The sequence below is a fragment of the Nostoc sp. EspVER01 genome (genome assembly GCF_034530635.1).
Lineage (GTDB): Bacteria > Cyanobacteriota > Cyanobacteriia > Cyanobacteriales > Nostocaceae > Nostoc.
Genome location: NZ_JAVRCS010000030.1, coordinates 1 through 16,870, shown reverse-complemented (window position 1 = coordinate 16,870; position 16,870 = coordinate 1). Strand labels below are relative to the sequence as shown.

General features: G+C 40.0%; 14 protein-coding genes. 6 read left to right on the top strand and 8 right to left on the bottom strand.

All coding sequences use genetic code 11. From position 1 onward, the window contains the following. Nucleotides 1-734: 734 nt before the first annotated feature. The 3 genes from RMX69_RS22100 to petN form a co-directional block, all read right to left on the bottom strand. On the bottom strand, nt 735-3,884 hold the full coding sequence (locus RMX69_RS22100) for a GAF domain-containing protein (RefSeq protein ID WP_322638720.1): 3,150 nt from the start codon (nt 3,882-3,884) through the stop codon (nt 735-737). 152 nt (nt 3,885-4,036) lie between these two features. Next, nucleotides 4,037-4,198, bottom strand: a complete 162-nt coding sequence (locus RMX69_RS22095; RefSeq protein ID WP_094350864.1) for a hypothetical protein — start codon at nt 4,196-4,198, stop codon at nt 4,037-4,039. Nucleotides 4,199-4,205: 7 nt separating this feature from the next. Then, the gene (gene petN / locus RMX69_RS22090) at nt 4,206-4,295 is read right to left on the bottom strand and encodes a cytochrome b6-f complex subunit PetN (protein ID WP_012408302.1); all 90 of its coding nucleotides are present in this window, start codon (nt 4,293-4,295) and stop codon (nt 4,206-4,208) included. Between the two features lie 258 nt (nt 4,296-4,553). Here petN and RMX69_RS22085 point away from each other — a divergent pair, with 258 nt between their 5' ends. From RMX69_RS22085 to RMX69_RS22065, 5 genes are all read left to right on the top strand, one after another. After that, the gene (locus RMX69_RS22085; RefSeq protein ID WP_289798090.1) at nt 4,554-6,464 is read left to right on the top strand and encodes an ATP-binding protein; all 1,911 of its coding nucleotides are present in this window, start codon (nt 4,554-4,556) and stop codon (nt 6,462-6,464) included. A 281-nt stretch (nt 6,465-6,745) separates the two neighbouring features. Continuing rightward, on the top strand, nt 6,746-8,008 hold the full coding sequence (locus RMX69_RS22080) for a sensor histidine kinase (RefSeq protein ID WP_289798091.1): 1,263 nt from the start codon (nt 6,746-6,748) through the stop codon (nt 8,006-8,008). Nucleotides 8,009-8,157: 149 nt separating this feature from the next. Further along, nucleotides 8,158-8,592 carry a hypothetical protein gene (locus RMX69_RS22075; RefSeq protein WP_322638719.1) on the top strand — a complete coding sequence of 145 codons (435 nt, stop codon included), beginning with the start codon at nt 8,158-8,160 and terminating at the stop codon, nt 8,590-8,592. Nucleotides 8,593-8,781: 189 nt separating this feature from the next. Continuing rightward, a complete protein-coding gene (locus RMX69_RS22070) occupies nt 8,782-9,345 on the top strand; it encodes a 3'-5' exonuclease (protein ID WP_322638718.1) in 564 nt (187 codons plus the stop codon). Between the two features lie 332 nt (nt 9,346-9,677). Then, entirely contained in the window at nt 9,678-10,487 is an 810-nt protein-coding gene (locus RMX69_RS22065; protein ID WP_289798095.1) for a superoxide dismutase, read from the top strand. A gap of 328 nt (nt 10,488-10,815) precedes the next feature. Here the strand turns inward: RMX69_RS22065 and RMX69_RS22060 are convergent, their stop codons facing one another. From RMX69_RS22060 to RMX69_RS22045, 4 genes are all read right to left on the bottom strand, one after another. After that, nucleotides 10,816-12,168: a hypothetical protein gene (locus tag RMX69_RS22060; RefSeq protein WP_322638717.1), complete on the bottom strand. Its 1,353-nt coding sequence runs from the start codon at nt 12,166-12,168 to the stop codon at nt 10,816-10,818. A gap of 151 nt (nt 12,169-12,319) precedes the next feature. Then, nucleotides 12,320-13,018, bottom strand: a complete 699-nt coding sequence (locus RMX69_RS22055) for a hypothetical protein (protein WP_322638716.1) — start codon at nt 13,016-13,018, stop codon at nt 12,320-12,322. A 1,167-nt stretch (nt 13,019-14,185) separates the two neighbouring features. Beyond that, complete coding sequence (locus tag RMX69_RS22050; protein ID WP_104909288.1) at nt 14,186-14,458, bottom strand: GlsB/YeaQ/YmgE family stress response membrane protein; 273 nt, start codon at nt 14,456-14,458, stop codon at nt 14,186-14,188. Between the two features lie 554 nt (nt 14,459-15,012). Next, nucleotides 15,013-15,513 (bottom strand): DUF4174 domain-containing protein, encoded by a 501-nt coding sequence (locus RMX69_RS22045; RefSeq protein ID WP_322638715.1) that lies wholly within the window; start codon nt 15,511-15,513, stop codon nt 15,013-15,015. Nucleotides 15,514-15,547: 34 nt separating this feature from the next. On the opposite strand from RMX69_RS22045, the gene RMX69_RS22040 reads away from it, so the two are divergent. Next, on the top strand, nt 15,548-15,745 hold the full coding sequence (locus RMX69_RS22040; protein WP_289798100.1) for a hypothetical protein: 198 nt from the start codon (nt 15,548-15,550) through the stop codon (nt 15,743-15,745). A 173-nt stretch (nt 15,746-15,918) separates the two neighbouring features. Here the strand turns inward: RMX69_RS22040 and RMX69_RS22035 are convergent, their stop codons facing one another. Further along, nucleotides 15,919-16,803 (bottom strand): aldo/keto reductase, encoded by an 885-nt coding sequence (locus RMX69_RS22035; protein ID WP_409877961.1) that lies wholly within the window; start codon nt 16,801-16,803, stop codon nt 15,919-15,921. Between the last annotated feature and the right edge of the window lie 67 nt (nt 16,804-16,870).

The window sequence follows — 16,870 nt, the reverse complement described above, 5'->3', positions numbered from 1 at the left end:
GTTTTGTCCTTGTTGTACTCCAGCCATATTGCATTTGCTGACTCAATCCGATCTGACTCAGCACATACTCCAATTAAAAACAGGGTCAGTTTCTGCGGCTATTAGAAGGAATCAAAAACAGCAGCAGCTTTAAATGAGTATTTGAATCTATCCCACTAATATAGAGGTTCTCAAATGGAAGCAAGACAGTCTGACCTCACTTCCATTCCTCTATCCTAAGAAGAGAGGCTTTGAACTTTACTCCCCAACCCTAGTAGGGTTTGGGTTGGGGGTTAGGTCTGTATTGCACTCAACTGAGAACCGCTATATGAAAATGTGGTAATCTACTTCTCATTTGAGAAGGGTGTATCACTGTATGGCTGGACGTATTGCGGCTAGTGTTAATTGGCGTTTTTACTCATCTTTAGTAAGTGAGTGTTTTTCTTAAAGAACTAATTGCAGCGCTGACTCAGCTATCTTTAAGCGATCGCTTATGCTCAGGTTTGGGAGTGCTTGGAGAATTTCTTTAATTTGCATATAAGTTTATAGAGTGGCTCTATTGCTAATCCTAATCAAAATATGATATTTACAGCGTGCATTTTCAATCACTTATAAATAGAAACTCCTGTTTTTCTTCTCTGTCTTATCTGCGCCTCTGTGGTTCGTTAAAAAAGCGTGGGCATCGGCTATAAAATATCCACACTGCATAGATGTTTACGTAGCCTTTCATAGAGAATGCATCGCCTATTTTTTTCCTAACTAATTGTCCGTTTCATCGGAATTTGTATCCAGAACTCACAGCCATTACTAGGCTCAGAAACACATTTGATAGTACCGCCGTGTTTTTCGACAATAATTTGGTAACTAATAGATAACCCCAAACCAGTGCCTTGTCCAGGTTGTTTGGTGGTAAAGAAAGGTTCAAAAATGTGCGATCGCACATTTTCGGGAATCCCACAACCATTATCAGCAATCCAAATCAATATAGTATTCTCTTCTATGACTTCTGTACGTATCCAAATTTTAGGATTGTCAATTCCTTTTCCACTAATTGCTGAGTTTTCCAGTGCATCAATCGCGTTGTTGAGAATATTCATAAACGCCTGATTCATCTGGGCTGCGTAGCAGACTACTGGAGGCAATTCACCATATTGCTTAACTACTTCAATAGCAAAAGAATTAATTTGTGGTTGCAGTCGATGTTGTAAAATTAGCAAAGTACTGTCGATACCTTCATGAAGGTCAACGGGCTTCATTCCTGATTCGTCAAGCCGAGAAAAACTTCGTAACGACAAGACTAATTGAGAGATCCGCTCTGCCCCCATCTTCATTGAAGCAAGAATTTTTGGCAAGTCATCATTAATGAAATCTAAATCTAATGCTGCTACTTGCTTTTTAATTTCTTCTGTTGTCTTAGGATATTGTTTCTGATAAAGGCGCAGTAATTTAAATAAATTTTCGGTATGTTCAGTAACATAAGTGATATTCCCATAAATGAAACTAATCGGGTTATTAATTTCATGTGCTACACCAGCAACTAACTGCCCCAAACCTGCCATTTTTTCACTTTGAATTAACTGGCTCTGAGTCTGCTGTAATTCTTTAAGAGTCTGGGTCAGTTCTTCTTTTTGACATTGAGTTTGTTCTAGTAATTCCGCTTGCTGAAGTCCTACACCTAACTGAGTACCAATTTGCATCAATAAATCTACTTCATCTTCTTGCCAATCACGGGGTTTGATATTTTGATAAGCTGCTAGTAATCCCCAAAGTTTCTCACCCTGAAAAATCGGCACAATCATATATGCCCTAGCCTCCATGAGTTCAATCAGGGCAATATAAGGAATAGAATCGTCGGTGCTGTAAATATCCTTAATAACAAGAGTTTTACCATTAGCAAAATCCCCGCCTTGGGTTTCTTGCAAGTAATTACTTGCATAGGCGTAGCCCGTCGTAGATATTGCAGGTACAATTTCCTTTACTGATGTCCAACCTTGGGCTAAAGATTCAGCAACAAATTCGCCACTCCAATCAGTCCCGAATCGATAGATTGTCACTCGGTCAACTTCCAATAGCCGTCGGACTTCTTCTGTACTGGTTGCAAAAATGGTGTCAATATCAAGAGAGTGGCGAATTTTCTCTACTGTTGCAGCAAGCGCCTTCTCCCTTTCGGCTGCTTTCCGTTCTCGTTCGGCGGCTTTAGCCAGTTTTTGGGCTTGCACTTGCATCTGTTTCAAAGACTCAGCTTGCTGTAATGCTACCCCCAATTGAACGCCAACTTGGGCTAGCAAGTTGATTTCTTCATCTTGCCAATAACGGGGCTGGGAGTTTTGATAAGCTACTAGCAATCCCCACAGCTTTTCACCCTGAGAAATGGGTACAAAAACTTCATTACGTGCATACTTACCCGCTTGTTTTCCTTGCACAAGAACGCGTTCCGTCACTGGCTGCGGCTTAACCATTGGTGTCCAGCCATCAACGATGGAATCAGCCACAAATTCCCCACTCCAATCAGGATAGAAGCGATAAATTGCGACTCGTTCCACTTCTAATAGCCGACGAACTTCTTGAGTAGTGGTTTTAAATATGGCTTCAATTTCAAGTGACTGACGAATTTTTTCTACAGTGTTCGCCAACGCCCTTTGCCTTTCAGCAGCTTTGCTGATATCTGCTGCTTGAATCTGCATTTGTTGGATAAATTCCGCTTGCTGCAAAGCGACACCTAGTTGGGTGCCAACTTGGGTAAGCAAGTAAACCTCATCTTTTTGCCAATCACGGGTTCCAGCATTTTGGTATGCTGCTAGCAAGCCCCAAAGCTTCTGACCGTGGTAAATGGCAACGATCGCATAAGCTCTTGCTTGATATATCTCTAAAATTTTAATGTAGCAGTCACTAAAGCCTGAATTGTAAATATCATTACAAATCCGGTACACTTCACACCGACTGAAGCTACCACCTTCTGTATCTTGTAAGTAGGTATCAGCGATTGGGGGGTTAGCTAAATCTTTGGCGCTACATTCGCTGACGTTCTCTTTCAATTCCGGCCGTTGCGACTGTTGATCTCTGAGGGAAACCCAACCCTCTGCCACTGATTCAAACACGAATTCACCACTCCAATCGGGATTGAAGCGATAAATAGCCACGCGATCGGCATTTAGTAGCTGCCTAAGTTCTGCGGTGGTTGTGTGGAAAATACTTTCCAAATCTAGGGACTGGCGAATTTTCTCAATAGTGATAGCTATAGTTTTCTGCCATTGGGCCGCTTTTTCTCTGGCTTTTGCTTGTGCTAGTTGTGCTGATTGTAGTTTGACTTGCTCCAGGAAATCTGCTTGCTGTAAAGCAACTCCTAGATGTTCGGCGATTAATTGCACAAACTCAATTTCTGATGCTTCCCATTGTCGAGGATTACCACACTGATGAATACACAACAATCCCCATAAATCTTTACCTTTGATCAAGGGGGCAATTATACTGGCACGTACTTGGAATTTTTCCAGAATTTGGATGTAGCAATCACTGGCATTAACTTCATAAATATCAGTTATTGCTCTAATTCGACCTTGCTGATAAAGTCCTGCGAACTCCTCACTAAAGCAGTGGTCGCGCAGTTTGGCTGATAGTGCCGAATCCCATTCGGTTGCCACATCTTCATAGATAAATTCTCCTTCCCATGCCAAATCAGGATAAAAACGAAACACGCCAACCCGATCGCTTTTTAAAAGTTGGCGGACTTCAGTGACTGTAATTTTGAAGATAGTTTCTATGTCTAGAGACTCCCGAATGCGGGCAATAACTCCAGACAAGGCTTTTTGTTGCTCATTCTGACGCAAGGAGTATGTTACATCTGAATGAGATTCTTGGTGTTCTGAATTTGGTTGTATGGGTTGAGTAGTAGAGGAGTTTTCCATTCCCAGTGGGACTTTAAATATTGAAAGTCTTCTATCTCATGATTCCCGTTGCGATCGCAAAGGTAACAATTATTTCCTGGGAATGTCATAAAAACAATGTAGGGACACGATTGTATCGCGTCCCTACAAAAAAATTTTCAATCACGAGAAAATTATCGCCGCTTGGGAGTGGCGCTGCGGGTGGTGCGTTTCTCTTCATCTCGACGACGGCGATCGCGCCAATCTGCCAAGGTCAAATAACCAATACCACCAGTGACTACTACAAGCAGCACTACAGCAAATAAAGCCAAAATACTCAAGAATGGACTTTCCACAATGCCTCTACAGTCCGTTACGTCCCCACACTACCATTGCAATTGACCAAGTGAACACAACTAACAACGATACCCAACCTAGTGTCAAAATCTCCATAGTCCCATTTTTCAAATAATTACAAAAGGTTTCTAATATTTATCATACAGGGATTGGGCAGGCTGAGATTTTTTTATCAATGACATTGTAAGTTTTGCGTGCAGCTGTAAACCAGATACTATCTTTTTTTGATACTTTAGCGCTGTACGTAATAATGAAAACTAATATAAATAAAGTAGCGATCGCGCTTTCTGATTTAATGCTTTGGGAATACTAGGGCTATGCGTATATACATCCAATCCAGCAACCCTTAATATCATGCCGACATTTTTCAACTATCCTTTCCACTCCAACGGTTTTATTCCCCACGGACATTGTTATCTTTGGCAAACTGGATTAGTTTGGCTTCACATTATTTCTGATGCCACGATCGCTCTAGCCTATTATTCTATTCCCTTCCTGCTGATTTACTTTATTTCTAAGCGTAAAGACGTTCCCTTTAATGGAGTCTTTTTGTTATTTGGTGCTTTTATCATTGCCTGCGGTACTGGACACTTGATGGATATTTGGACGCTTTGGCATCCAAATTATTGGGTTGCAGGTAGTTTAAAAGCTCTAACTGCCATTATTTCGATATATACGGCATTTGCGTTATTTTATCTCATGCCTCAAGCTCTAATACTACCTAGTCCAACCCAGTTAGAAGTTATCAATCGAGCGCTTTCAACTGAAATTGTCGAGCGCTTGCGCATCGAAAAAGAATTACGCCTTGCAGAAGAAGTTGCTCAAAACTCCAGCCAAGCCAAGAGTGAATTTCTCGCCAATATGAGTCATGAACTACGCACACCTCTTAACGGTATTCTAGGCTATACACAAATTCTTCAACGCACAGAATCTTTGAGTGAGAAAGGACGCAAAGGAGTCAGCATCATTTATCAATGTGGTTCTCATCTTTTAACCCTAATTAATGATGTTCTGGATCTGTCTAAAATAGAAGCCAGGAAACTAGAATTGTATCCTGTTGATTTCTATTTACCTGCCTTTATAGATAGCGTGACTGAAATTTCCCGCATCCGAGCAGAACAAAAGGTCATTGAATTTTACGTCCAACTCGATCCTGATTTACCAATCGGCATTCATACTGATGAAAAACGATTGCGGCAAGTACTGATTAACTTGCTTAGTAATGCAATTAAATTTACTAATGAAGGTAGTGTTACCTTCAAAGTTAAGGTCATTAATCAACAATTAAATACTAATGGACAAACTAACTACAAAATTCGTTTTGAGGTAATAGATACTGGTGCAGGGATAATCCCTGAACAAGCGCAGAAAATTTTCCAACCCTTTGAACAAGTAGGAAATCAAAAACGACAATCTGAAGGTACAGGCTTGGGATTAGCAATCAGCCAAAACATTGTTTTGTTGATGGGTGGTCAAATTCAAGTACAAAGTGAATTTGGTAAAGGAAGTACTTTCTGGTTTGAGGCAGAATTCCCAGAATCTAAAGACTGGGCGAAGGTTTCTAGAGTGGTTGAGAAAGGAACTATTATTGGTTATCAAGGACAAAGCCGCACCATTTTGATTGCGGATGACAAATGGGAAAATCGATCGGTAATTGTAAATTTACTAGAGCCAGTTGGGTTTACTGTTGTAGAAGCTAGTCAGGGTCAAGAAGGATGGGAAAAGACTCTAACCCACAAACCAGACTTGATTATCACTGACTTAGTGATGCCTATATTGAATGGATTTGAGTTGATCGAACGTTTACGTCAGTCTGAGCAATTTAAAGAGATTGCTGTCATCGCTTCCTCAGCCAGTGTATTTGCAGCCGATCAATACAAGAGTATTGATGTAGGTGCAAATGCATTTCTACCAAAGCCTGTAGAAGCTGAAATGCTGCTGGAAATGCTACGACAGTTTTTGCAACTGGAATGGGTTTTTGACGTGAAGGTAGATGAAATCAAAAAAACCAATACAGATGCTTTGGAACAACCAAATGAGATGATTTATCCTGCGCAAGAGGTTTTACAAGATTTACTCGAACTAACGCAAGACGGTGATATTCAAAAAGTTTTGGTATTGGCCGAGGAACTTTCTAAATCTGATGAGCATTTAAGCATTTTTGTCCAGCAAATCATCCAGCTTGCTAGTAATTTTCAACTCAAACGTTTGGAAACTTTTATTGTAAGTATTCAAGAGTCAGAACTCAGGAGTCAGAATAAATGAGACGAACTTTGACATCCTCACCGACCTAAAGGCGCGGTGATTCTGGAGTAATAAGTAATAAGTAATAAGTAAATACCCATTTTTCATCCACTCATTACTCATTACTTTAAATCCGTCGTAAAACGACGGGGCTTTTACCCATTTTTTTGGTAAAAGCATTTCAAGACTAGTTACTAACTAGCTATGCTGATTCCATTTTGAATTCTGAATTCTGGTTACTGAATTCTTTTATTCAACAATATATCAATTAATTTGAGTTAAAATTCAATTGTTAATTTATCATGCTTAAGACCTCAGATACCGGATTTATTTTGATTGTAGATGATAATCCAACAAATTTATCTCTACTGTGTGAAGCACTCAATAGTGAGGGTTTTCGTTTTCGGGTTGCAGTCGATGGGGAAAGTGCGATCGCTCAAGTCGAACGCAATCAACCAGAGTTGATTTTGCTGGATGTACAAATGCCCGGTATTGACGGATTTGAAACTTGTCGCCGCCTCAAAGCTAATCCTGTTACCCAAAACATTCCGATTATTTTTACCACTGCCTTAGCAGATACGGAAAGCAAAACGAAGGGATTTTCCCTTGGCGCAGTAGACTATATTCCGAAACCATTTGCCCAAGAAGAAGTGATTGCGAGAGTACGCGTACATTTACAACTCAAACAATTGACTGAATCTTTAGAACAACAAGTTAGCGATCGCACCAGGGCTTTGCAAAAAGCCCAAGTCCAACTAGTACAGCAAGAGAAACTATCAACACTCGGAGAGCTAATCGCTGGTATTGGCCATGAAATCAATAATCCGATCAACTTTATTTCCAGCAATATTCCACCCTTGGAAGAACATATTACAGCAGTAACCGAGTTGCTTCGACTATATGAACAAGAGTATCCCAACCCAACAGCCAAAATTACCAATACTATTGAGAACTTGGATCTAAACTTTGTTCTCGAAGATATGGGAAAAATTTTGAACTCACTCCACATAGGAAGCGAACGAATTCAAAACCTTTCTAATTCACTCCGCACCTTCTCTCGCTCGGATAGTGATGCCAAAATATCTGCTGATTTGCACCAAGGAATAGATAGTACACTAATGATTTTGCAACACCGCCTCAAGGCTAATGGCGATCGTCCCGGTATTGAAGTTATTAAAAGTTATGGAATATTACCAGAGGTAAATTGCTATCTAGGGCAAATGAATCAAGTATTTATGAACATTCTCGCAAATGCAATTGATGCCCTTGATGAAGCTATAATGGAAGGCAAAATGAGTAATCTAATTCCTCAGATTAAAATTGCCACAGAAATAGATTCTGAACAATTGGTTATAATTCGGATTGCTGACAATGGGATTGGTATTCCTGAACGGCTTAAAAAACGCTTGTTTGAGCCGTTGTTTACGACAAAAACTGTTGGCAAAGGTACTGGACTTGGCTTGTCGATTGCATATCAAATAGTTGTAGAAAAACACAAAGGTGTATTAGAAGTGAATTCTCAACCTGGTATGGGAACCGAGTTTATTATCAAAATTCCCACTTGAGAGCGGTATTTAATTAATGACAAAACTGCTCAAGCATTTATCATACTGGAGAGTAAGGAAAAATTTTCTTAATACTTCGGCAACGCTCAGTACAAGTACCCAATCCTTAACTTCTATATAGAGTGAACTCAATTTTAGATCCTCAATTAATGACAGAACGCATAGAATCCCTCAAGGCTGGAATAGTTGGGGGATTATGTGTGTGTTTTAGCTTCGCGATCGCTAGTCTGTTGAATACTCTAGTACTAGCAAAGTATTTTCAGACACTTGTATGTCTGCACAGTGATGTTAACTGGCCTTTGTTGGTGAGTGGTGCGATCGCAACTTTTACTGGTTTTTTATTTGGTGTCACCTACCGCTATATCATCCGCTCCGATCGAAATCCTCAACTCAAAGCTGGTGGTGTATTAGCCTTTGGCTTGGTGCGCGGATTAACTCAGATAGAACTTGGATGGAATTCTCACAGCACAATTTGGCCTTTTTTGGTGTTGGCGGCAGAAAGTTTGTTATGGTTTGCGATCGCTGCGATCGCTCTGGATATCGCTATCCAATTGCGTTGGGTTAAACCTTTTTCATCAATCTAAATTCCCTTTACCTAAGTTGTGAAGTTGTGATCTTACAGCTAGCTGTAGTTCAAATAAATCAAAAAGGCTGTAAGTATCAAAATTATGTAGTATAATAAATACAATCAACTTACAGTTTGAATTGTGTAATTTATCAAAAATACGTATAAATAATTACTAATATTAATTAACCATACTCTATTACATAATATGAATACTAAAATATCCCACTATTATCTGATAGTCGATTTGGAAGCTACATGCTGTAACAGTAAAACTATTCCACGTCACCAAATGGAAATCATTGAAATCGGTGCAGTGATGCTCAATCGAACAACGTGGGAAATTGATTCGGAGTTTCAGCAATTCATCCAACCTGTGAGACATCCGCAACTGACAACTTTTTGCACAGAACTGACTAGTATTCGCCAGCAAGATGTTGACGAAGCGCCAAAATTTTTAGAAGCAATTTCTCGCTTCAAAGACTGGATTAATTTATTTCCTAACTATATTTTTTGTTCTTGGGGTAATTACGACAAAAAGCAATTTATTCAAGATTGCGCGTTTCATAATTTTCCTTATCCTTTTACTTCAGAACACATAAATATCAAAGAGGAGTTTTCGGAATATCTTGGCGTGTCTAAAAAATTTGGTATGGCACAGGCTCTTAATGAGTTGGGGATAGAATTAAAAGGTACACACCATCGCGGCATTGATGATGCCCGCAATATTGCAGCTATTTACAGACGGATCAAAAACAAAAAACTAAGCTGAATAATAGAAAAGTTTTAGTAGCATAGCCTGGCTAAAATAGTGGATAAAATCTAGCTATTATGCTGTAATCAAGATGTTTGCATAAGCGAATTCAGACTTCTATAGCATAGTAGAATCAAGACTCCTATTAATAATTTATTATTCTTAGCCTAAAAATTTTCTTATTGACAACGTTTTAGTTATAAGCTTAAAACAATAAAATTTCAGCTATATTTTGCTTGAATTAACTAACAACTAAGGTAATATATATAAGATTTTGCTAAACTGAACTGCGAACTAACAGTTTATAAGCGGGTTATAAGCCAATAACATTGTTTTTGAGGCTACAATTTATGATTAGATTTTGGCGAAAAACAATAGTTTTTTTCTTCACAACAATTGTGTTGACCATTCTGCTAATTTCTCATGAACTAGTACCAATAGCTGAGGCACAAACTTCTACACCAATACCTGCTAGATTGTTTGCCACAGTAGCTTATCCTAATAGGTCATTAAGTGCTTCTCCTGCACAGCTACCACCATTGCCTTATGCTTATGGGGCACTAGGAAAAGCTATTGATGCTGAAACGATGAAATTGCATCATGGCGCACATCATGCTAGTTACGTCAAGAACTTAAATGATGCATTGAAGCAATATCCAGAGTTGCAAAAAAGAAGTGTTGAAGGTTTACTAGTGAATTTGAACAGCGTACCTGAAGATATTCGCACAAAGGTACGTAATAACGCTGGTGGTCATCTCAACCACACGATTTTTTGGCAACTGATGAGTCCCCAAGGTGGAGGACAACCATCAGGCGCGATCGCTCAAGAAATTAACAAAACTTTTGGCAGCTTTGATGCCTTTAAAAAACAGTTTAATGCAGCGGGTGCAGCTCGTTTCGGTAGTGGTTGGGTGTGGCTAGTACGCAATCCTCAAAAGCAACTCCAGATTGTCACCACAGCAAATCAGGATAATCCAATTATGGAGGGTTCATATCCGATCATGGGTAACGATCTATGGGAACACGCTTATTACCTGAAATATCGCAACCGTCGGGCTGAGTATTTGGATAATTGGTGGAATGTGGTGAATTGGCCGCAGATTAACAGGCGATACCTTTCCTTCTCTACGGGACGTTCCCCGAACCAGGCATTCCCATAATAGAAACGTATTCGCCGTTCTCATTTGAATGAGTTATATCATGTCCGCATAATTAGTTATGATTCCCAGAGTCATTGCACCCCACCCCCAGCCCCTCCCCGCTCTTCGGGAGGGGAGACAAAGCGCAGCTTTGGCGGGGTGGGGTTCTTGGGGTTTAGTAAGTAATCAAGCGGACATGATATTACACGGGTAGGTTAGCACAGCTGGCTGTGCTAACCTAAGTGGTTAATTATTTCTTTGTAAGCCTATGCTCGTAGACATTGATTGTCGTAGACATCGCTGGAAACTAGCGCTCTAACTTTTCGCTAAATCCCCTTATGTAACATAATTACGAATTAAGGATTTTTAAAGTTCGGTGTTTGTTACGGACTATCCATAGTAGAACAATTAACAATACAAGCGCTTTGATCGTTGATGGCTCCATTACTTTCTTCGGTTCCGTGGGGGTTTGAGGAGTAACATTACACGGAATCTCAATGATCTGTGTGTGATTGGAACCATTACCACTAGGGGTCAGATCGCATTCGCCTTTACTGGTAAGAGACAAAGGTGTATTTTCTGGAGAAACAGGTGTAGGTGGTTGAGCTGAAGAAACAGGTGTGGGTGGTTGAACTGAAGAAACAGGTGTCGATGGTTGAGCTGAAGAACTATCGCCACTCAGTAGTAGAAGCAGAATTAAACCAAGACCCCCAACGCCGATTATTGGCCAAAGTGGAAAGGAATTAGAACTGTCTGGTACCAAGACATCTCCCGTAGAGCCAGGGAAAGCATCAAAAGCTATTGTTTCTCCGTCCAACGCTAGTGGATTGTCACTCAGCAAAGTATCTCCTGCGATACCTTCTCCTAAGAGCTGATTAAATTCCGCTGGAATCGCATTATTGGGGCGTCCGAGTTCCCCACCATCTTCGGAGTATGGAAAGGATAGAACTTCAAAAATCTTCTGTTGGAGTTGGTTCTGATTTCCAGAACTCAACGCATCCAAGCCTGTAGAGATTTTATCTAAATAAAAATTAGTCATCTCTGGCGACAGACCTAGAGACTGAATCTGCTCTTGAATATTGGAAATTTTTGAGGCCTCTTCAAACAGCAGCCTTCCGTATGACAATTTCAGGTCTAGTAACCCACTACGAAGGCTAACAGAGTCATTGACTCCTGAGTATGGTGCCCAGTAGAACTGCTTGGTTACAAGTCCGAGTCCTTCTACTGGATTGCGACCAAAAGGTTGTCCAAGGAGGTATTGAGATCCATCCATGATTGTGGGAGATGCATTTCTCCAAAATGAAGCGTAAGGCACGGCAGAGAGATTGGGATTATTGCCGTAGAAGCTAGCGAAATTCTGGAAGTTTCTCTCGCCACCGGCTGCTCGGATTAGAAGGTTTTGATAACTAGTCCCATTGTTTAACTCCACTAATCGTTGGATTACCGAGCCAGTCTTATTGCAGGTCAGACCAAATCCCACATCACATGCAGGAATGACTCGCATCTTGCTCAAATTCTGGTTATTAATTTGGTACTGGAGATACTCAGACTCCAGTCCTTGTTGGATGCCATAGCGTCCAACATTTAACTGTGCAAAAGCAGACTGACACGTAGTGAGTACTACTGCAACAGATGAAAATGCGATCGCTGCAAAGCGAACTACCTTCGGCATCGCAATTCTTTGAACAATTGATTTAGACAAGATGCACCTCCACTAAACGACAGCAATTTAATTGGGGATTGGGCATGGGAAAGAGGACTTGGGGACAAGGGGAAAGATTTGTTGTAAGTTCTGACTTAAGTCACCTTGTCCCCTTGTCTACCCTGCCCCTATGCTCCCCGACTTCCCCAATTCAACTCTTAGGTAAATAGATGTTGATCGTGATTCCCGTACCTTTAAGGTTTCCTGATGAAAGTGTGTGATACAAGACCATAGCCCGGTTTGGTTGGTCAAAAAGATACCCACGACGTGTAGGTCTGATCTTCCCTTTTTTAACTAAGGAAACGAAGGCTTGTAAATATCTACGTATACCTTGACGGTTCTCTTTAGTACTATTCGTATGACGCTCAATCAGCATCATAAAGAAGTCCAAGCTACGATTTTCCTGCCCTTGAATCAGACTGCCTTCATCTAGGAAAGAACTTGCTATGAGCCTGCTATTAACTTGTTTGACCTTAAATAAAGTAAAGTAACGTCCTTCTTTTTTAGGATCGTTCGCATAACAGACCCAGGAACCCTCTTTATTTTGTGTAAAACCCTGTTCAGCAAGGTAAGAAAGCAAAGAATTACTTGTCTTAGTTTGTGGTGGAGGTAATAAATCTTCAATGGGATCTAAAGAGCAAATCCTCTGTGTTGTTTTTTGTGGATAAACAGCAGGAGTCTGCTGAGTATTGACGCGAAAGGGCTGTGTTGTTTTTCGTGGATAAACAGCAGGAGTCTGTTGGGTATTGACGCGAAAGGGCTTGTCATCAGACATTGCCATGCTAGACATTGCAGCCAATGCAGATACTTGGAGAACGATGGCTCCAAACAAACGAACTATGATACTCATGTTTTTCCTGTTACTCTTACTGACTTTGTGGATAATCGAATTTTTACTAGATCGAGATTATCTAGCAGTCCGAAATTATTTATTAAATTTAAGTGTTTGCCTGACTTGATCGAGGTAGCTTAAGTTTTCACTAATCAAATAGGACTTTTATATATAGGTAACAACCACAAAGAGAATCAATATCTAAATAAAACACACAACGCTAATGTCTTGTTGACAATACAAATTAGGCTTTTTGATATTTTTACATATACAAAAAACTATTGACATTGTGTCAAAACTTTTCTATTTACTCTTGTCTAATTTTTTGCCATCCTAAGAGGGTTTTATACCTTTCTCGCTGGCTATGATGATTCCTAAAAAAAAGCTTTAGTTAGCTCTTTAGTACCTTATATAAGCAGAGTTTAAAAAGCTCTGTGCTTTGCACGTTAGGGCTTTTGTTGATTTCCTGGGTAGGTTGAATAATTTTTTGTTTTTTGGAGGTAGCGCACCTAACTAACTCTTTCAGCATGGTTACAAATTGATGTATAAATAATATCTCCCTGACAGTAAAATAATATTACCATGAGCTTGAGACATGCAACAGTATTGTGGACAGTTGTCAAAGTTGTACACTGGGAATCGTAACTACCTCTTGATTAAATTTCATAGTAAATAGGTAAGAGGCAAGCTTAATATATTTACACACTACTAGTATTTAAGAACTTAATACTATTGTTAGTAACCCAGTAATTATATGTATTAAATATAACTTTTATATAAATAAAACACGTATAAATAATAGATTGCGATCGCTAACCCAAGTTTTTAATTATCCTGTTAGGCCATGTCTATGATGGGCTACGCCTATGCACCAAACAAAGTTAAGTTAGATTACAGGTATCAAATTTGCGATTTAGCACGCTATTAGCTGTTGTTGCCACAGCTATTATAAGCCTGTAAGGCAGAGACTTAAGACTTTTCTAATACCAATTCAAAAAACGTTTGCGACATATAGGGCATCCAAAATAAAATCATAGCCTCAACATTATCAACCTGAATAATGTTGAGGCTATCACCATAACAAGCGGCAAATTATGTCAATAATTGTTGATAAATAGAACTTACACATTGACAGATAAGACAAAAAGTGTGTAAGTTCCAAATTAATTAATTCAATTTAATTTATTACAAAGCACTGCGGCTAGTTAACGCGTTCCACAAGAAGACTGCAACAATTGCACCCAGAACTGCCACTGCAATACCGGGAATACTCAAAGAGGGAGCCGCAAGAGCAAAGCTTCCTGTACTGAAGAAGACACCCAAACTACCGCCAATAAAAGCACCAACGATTCCTAATAAAATTGTTGCTAAAATTCCGCCGCCTTGATGACCAGGGTAGATAGCCTTTGCAATCGCACCAGCAATTAGACCTAAAACAATCCAAGCAAGAATATTCATTGTTTTTATCTGATAAACGTTTTTTAGTGACAAATACACAATAGCAATCCAAATATTGACATTCAATCTACCAACAGAAGCAATTACTAATAGCCTTGAGGATGAAGGCTATTACTTCTCGTGATGAACCCCCTTTATTGAGATGGATAATAAAAAAACTCCTAGTAATTCTAAAACCAGGAGCTAATAAATTCATTGCTTGATAATTGCAGTATATGCATTTTTCATGATTAGACTTCTTGCAAAAGTCGGGGTAAAGGGGAAGGGTAAAAGGGTAAATAAATTCCAAAATCCTTTCCCTTTAACCTTTTCCCTTTTCCCTAAAAGTGCAAAAATATATTTTTGCAAGAGGTCTATTTTTCTCATATACTTGAAGCATTGAACTCAGGTTTGAAAGCAGATACTCTTGTAGGTTCGCACTTAAGTTTACTCAACTTGTAGAATTCTGGTGCTGTAAGAGGTTTGCGCTTAGGGATTGGCGTAGCATTCGTAGTAAAGGGCAATTGACTGTACTTGCATTAGTGTTAAACAATAAAACCAACTGCTTTGCCAATTTATCGTTCTTGTATTTCTTGCTGACGCATGGGCATAGCGTCAATTTGCTCAAAAATTGCTGTAGCTTGTACTGGTGTAGTTTCTTGGCGCTTAATACCACCATCTTTGCCAATCAAAATGACGCGAAAATTTTCTTTATCAACCCCAAAGCGATTTCGCAAATTGGCAGCAGAAGGCTCATCTATTAACTGTCCATTGGCATAGCTTTTATCTGTTGCCAAGACTTTAACCAGAACTAAATCCCGATCTTTAAAATCGTTTTGGCGCTGGTTAAATACCTGCATCTGTTGCTGATAGTTATGGTTATCAACAGATGGTGCAAAGATTAGCAGCACCCGGTTTTGCCATTTTTGAGAATTGAGGTTAAATGAAGACATTTTGATAGTATGGGTTGAACCTTGGACAGTATCAGCAATGCTGACGGGCGATAGGGCTATAGACGCGGTGAGAGTCAGGGCGATTAATATTGAGTTATTCACTTTGGGGTTTGTTAGGCTCATAATGTAGACTATGACATGAATAAGGTTTGATGAAATGTCAGAAGCTTTTCCAGACTCTTCTCAACTGCAACAATGGCATCAAGGTATTGAAATGGCTAACCGCAATAACATTTTCTGTCACTGTCGTAGTTGCAGCTATGAATGGGTGGACTCTGTGATTGATGCAGTCTGTAGTAAATGCAGCAGCAAAGATATTGAACATATCTCGTGCTGGCAGTTTCCAGATGATTGAATGAGTATCCAGATATATAGGCGATAAAATAGCGATGTCTACGACGGGCTGCGCCTACGCTACTTTTGACATTTCCTTAGAAAATTCTGGGTGATTACTTTGTTAAGCTGCGGTAATGTCTGCTTGGGCATCTAAAGCGGAATTTGAAAAAATACTCCAGTTTTTCAGATAGATCAACGGTTAACAGTACTCATGTCAGGATAGCGATCGCCAGCTGCCACATTTTTTGGTGCAACTGTTTCCAGTCGATTCAAATCTTGTTCAGTCAGGATAATTTCGGTAGCTGCAACATTCTCCTCCAAGTAAGTACGGCGTTTTGTACCAGGGATTGGGACAATATCTTCTCCTTGAGCGAATAGCCATGCTAAAGCAAGCTGACTAGAAGTTACTCCTTTTTCGCTGGCGATCGCTTTGACTTGCTCTACTAATTGCAGGTTTTTATAAAAATTCTCACCTTGAAAGCGAGGAGAATTTCTCCGATAGTCATCAGGTGCAAGATCGTCAGGGCTAGCGATCGCACCTGATAAAAACCCTCTTCCTAATGGGCTATAGGGAACAAACCCAATTCCTAATTCCCGCACGGTAGGTAAAATTTCATCCTCTGGCTCTCGACTCCAAAGAGAGTATTCTGTTTGTAGTGCAGTAATGGGGTGAACTGCTACAGCCCGTCGAATTGTCGCTGGGGCAGCTTCCGAAAGCCCCAAATAACGCACTTTTCCCAGCTTGACTAACTCTGCCATTGCCCCGACAGTATCTTCAATGGGGACAGTTGGATCTACTCGATGTTGATAATAGAGGTCAATCACCTCCACTCCCAGACGTTTTAACGAGGCATCGCAGGCTTGATGGACATATTCTGGTCTACCATCAACCCCTTTAAAACCACCATCTTCAGTACGGACATTGCCAAATTTAGTTGCTAAAACTACTCGATCTCGGCGATCTTTAATTGCTCTGCCTACAAGTTGCTCGTTGGTAAACGGCCCATACATATCAGCAGTATCAAGAAAATTAACTCCAAGTTCTAAGGCTCGATGAATTGTCGCTATCGCCTCAATTTCATCACGACCCCCTAGCTGTCTAATTGGTATGAAAGAGCTTGAGACTCAAGCATAGTGAGAAGTT

What these genes read in the sequence shown, in the direction of transcription:
- RMX69_RS22100 (WP_322638720.1), bottom strand. Translation starts at nt 3,884, where the DNA reads ATGGAAAACTCCTCTACTACTCAACCCATACAACCAAATTCAGAACAC.
- petN (WP_012408302.1), bottom strand. Translation starts at nt 4,295, where the DNA reads ATGGAGATTTTGACACTAGGTTGGGTATCGTTGTTAGTTGTGTTCACT.
- RMX69_RS22085 (WP_289798090.1), top strand. Translation starts at nt 4,554, where the DNA reads ATGCCGACATTTTTCAACTATCCTTTCCACTCCAACGGTTTTATTCCC.
- RMX69_RS22080 (WP_289798091.1), top strand. Translation starts at nt 6,746, where the DNA reads ATGCTTAAGACCTCAGATACCGGATTTATTTTGATTGTAGATGATAAT.
- RMX69_RS22075 (WP_322638719.1), top strand. Translation starts at nt 8,158, where the DNA reads ATGACAGAACGCATAGAATCCCTCAAGGCTGGAATAGTTGGGGGATTA.
- RMX69_RS22070 (WP_322638718.1), top strand. Translation starts at nt 8,782, where the DNA reads ATGAATACTAAAATATCCCACTATTATCTGATAGTCGATTTGGAAGCT.
- RMX69_RS22065 (WP_289798095.1), top strand. Translation starts at nt 9,678, where the DNA reads ATGATTAGATTTTGGCGAAAAACAATAGTTTTTTTCTTCACAACAATT.
- RMX69_RS22055 (WP_322638716.1), bottom strand. Translation starts at nt 13,018, where the DNA reads ATGAGTATCATAGTTCGTTTGTTTGGAGCCATCGTTCTCCAAGTATCT.
- RMX69_RS22050 (WP_104909288.1), bottom strand. Translation starts at nt 14,458, where the DNA reads ATGAATATTCTTGCTTGGATTGTTTTAGGTCTAATTGCTGGTGCGATT.
- RMX69_RS22045 (WP_322638715.1), bottom strand. Translation starts at nt 15,513, where the DNA reads ATGAGCCTAACAAACCCCAAAGTGAATAACTCAATATTAATCGCCCTG.
- RMX69_RS22040 (WP_289798100.1), top strand. Translation starts at nt 15,548, where the DNA reads ATGTCAGAAGCTTTTCCAGACTCTTCTCAACTGCAACAATGGCATCAA.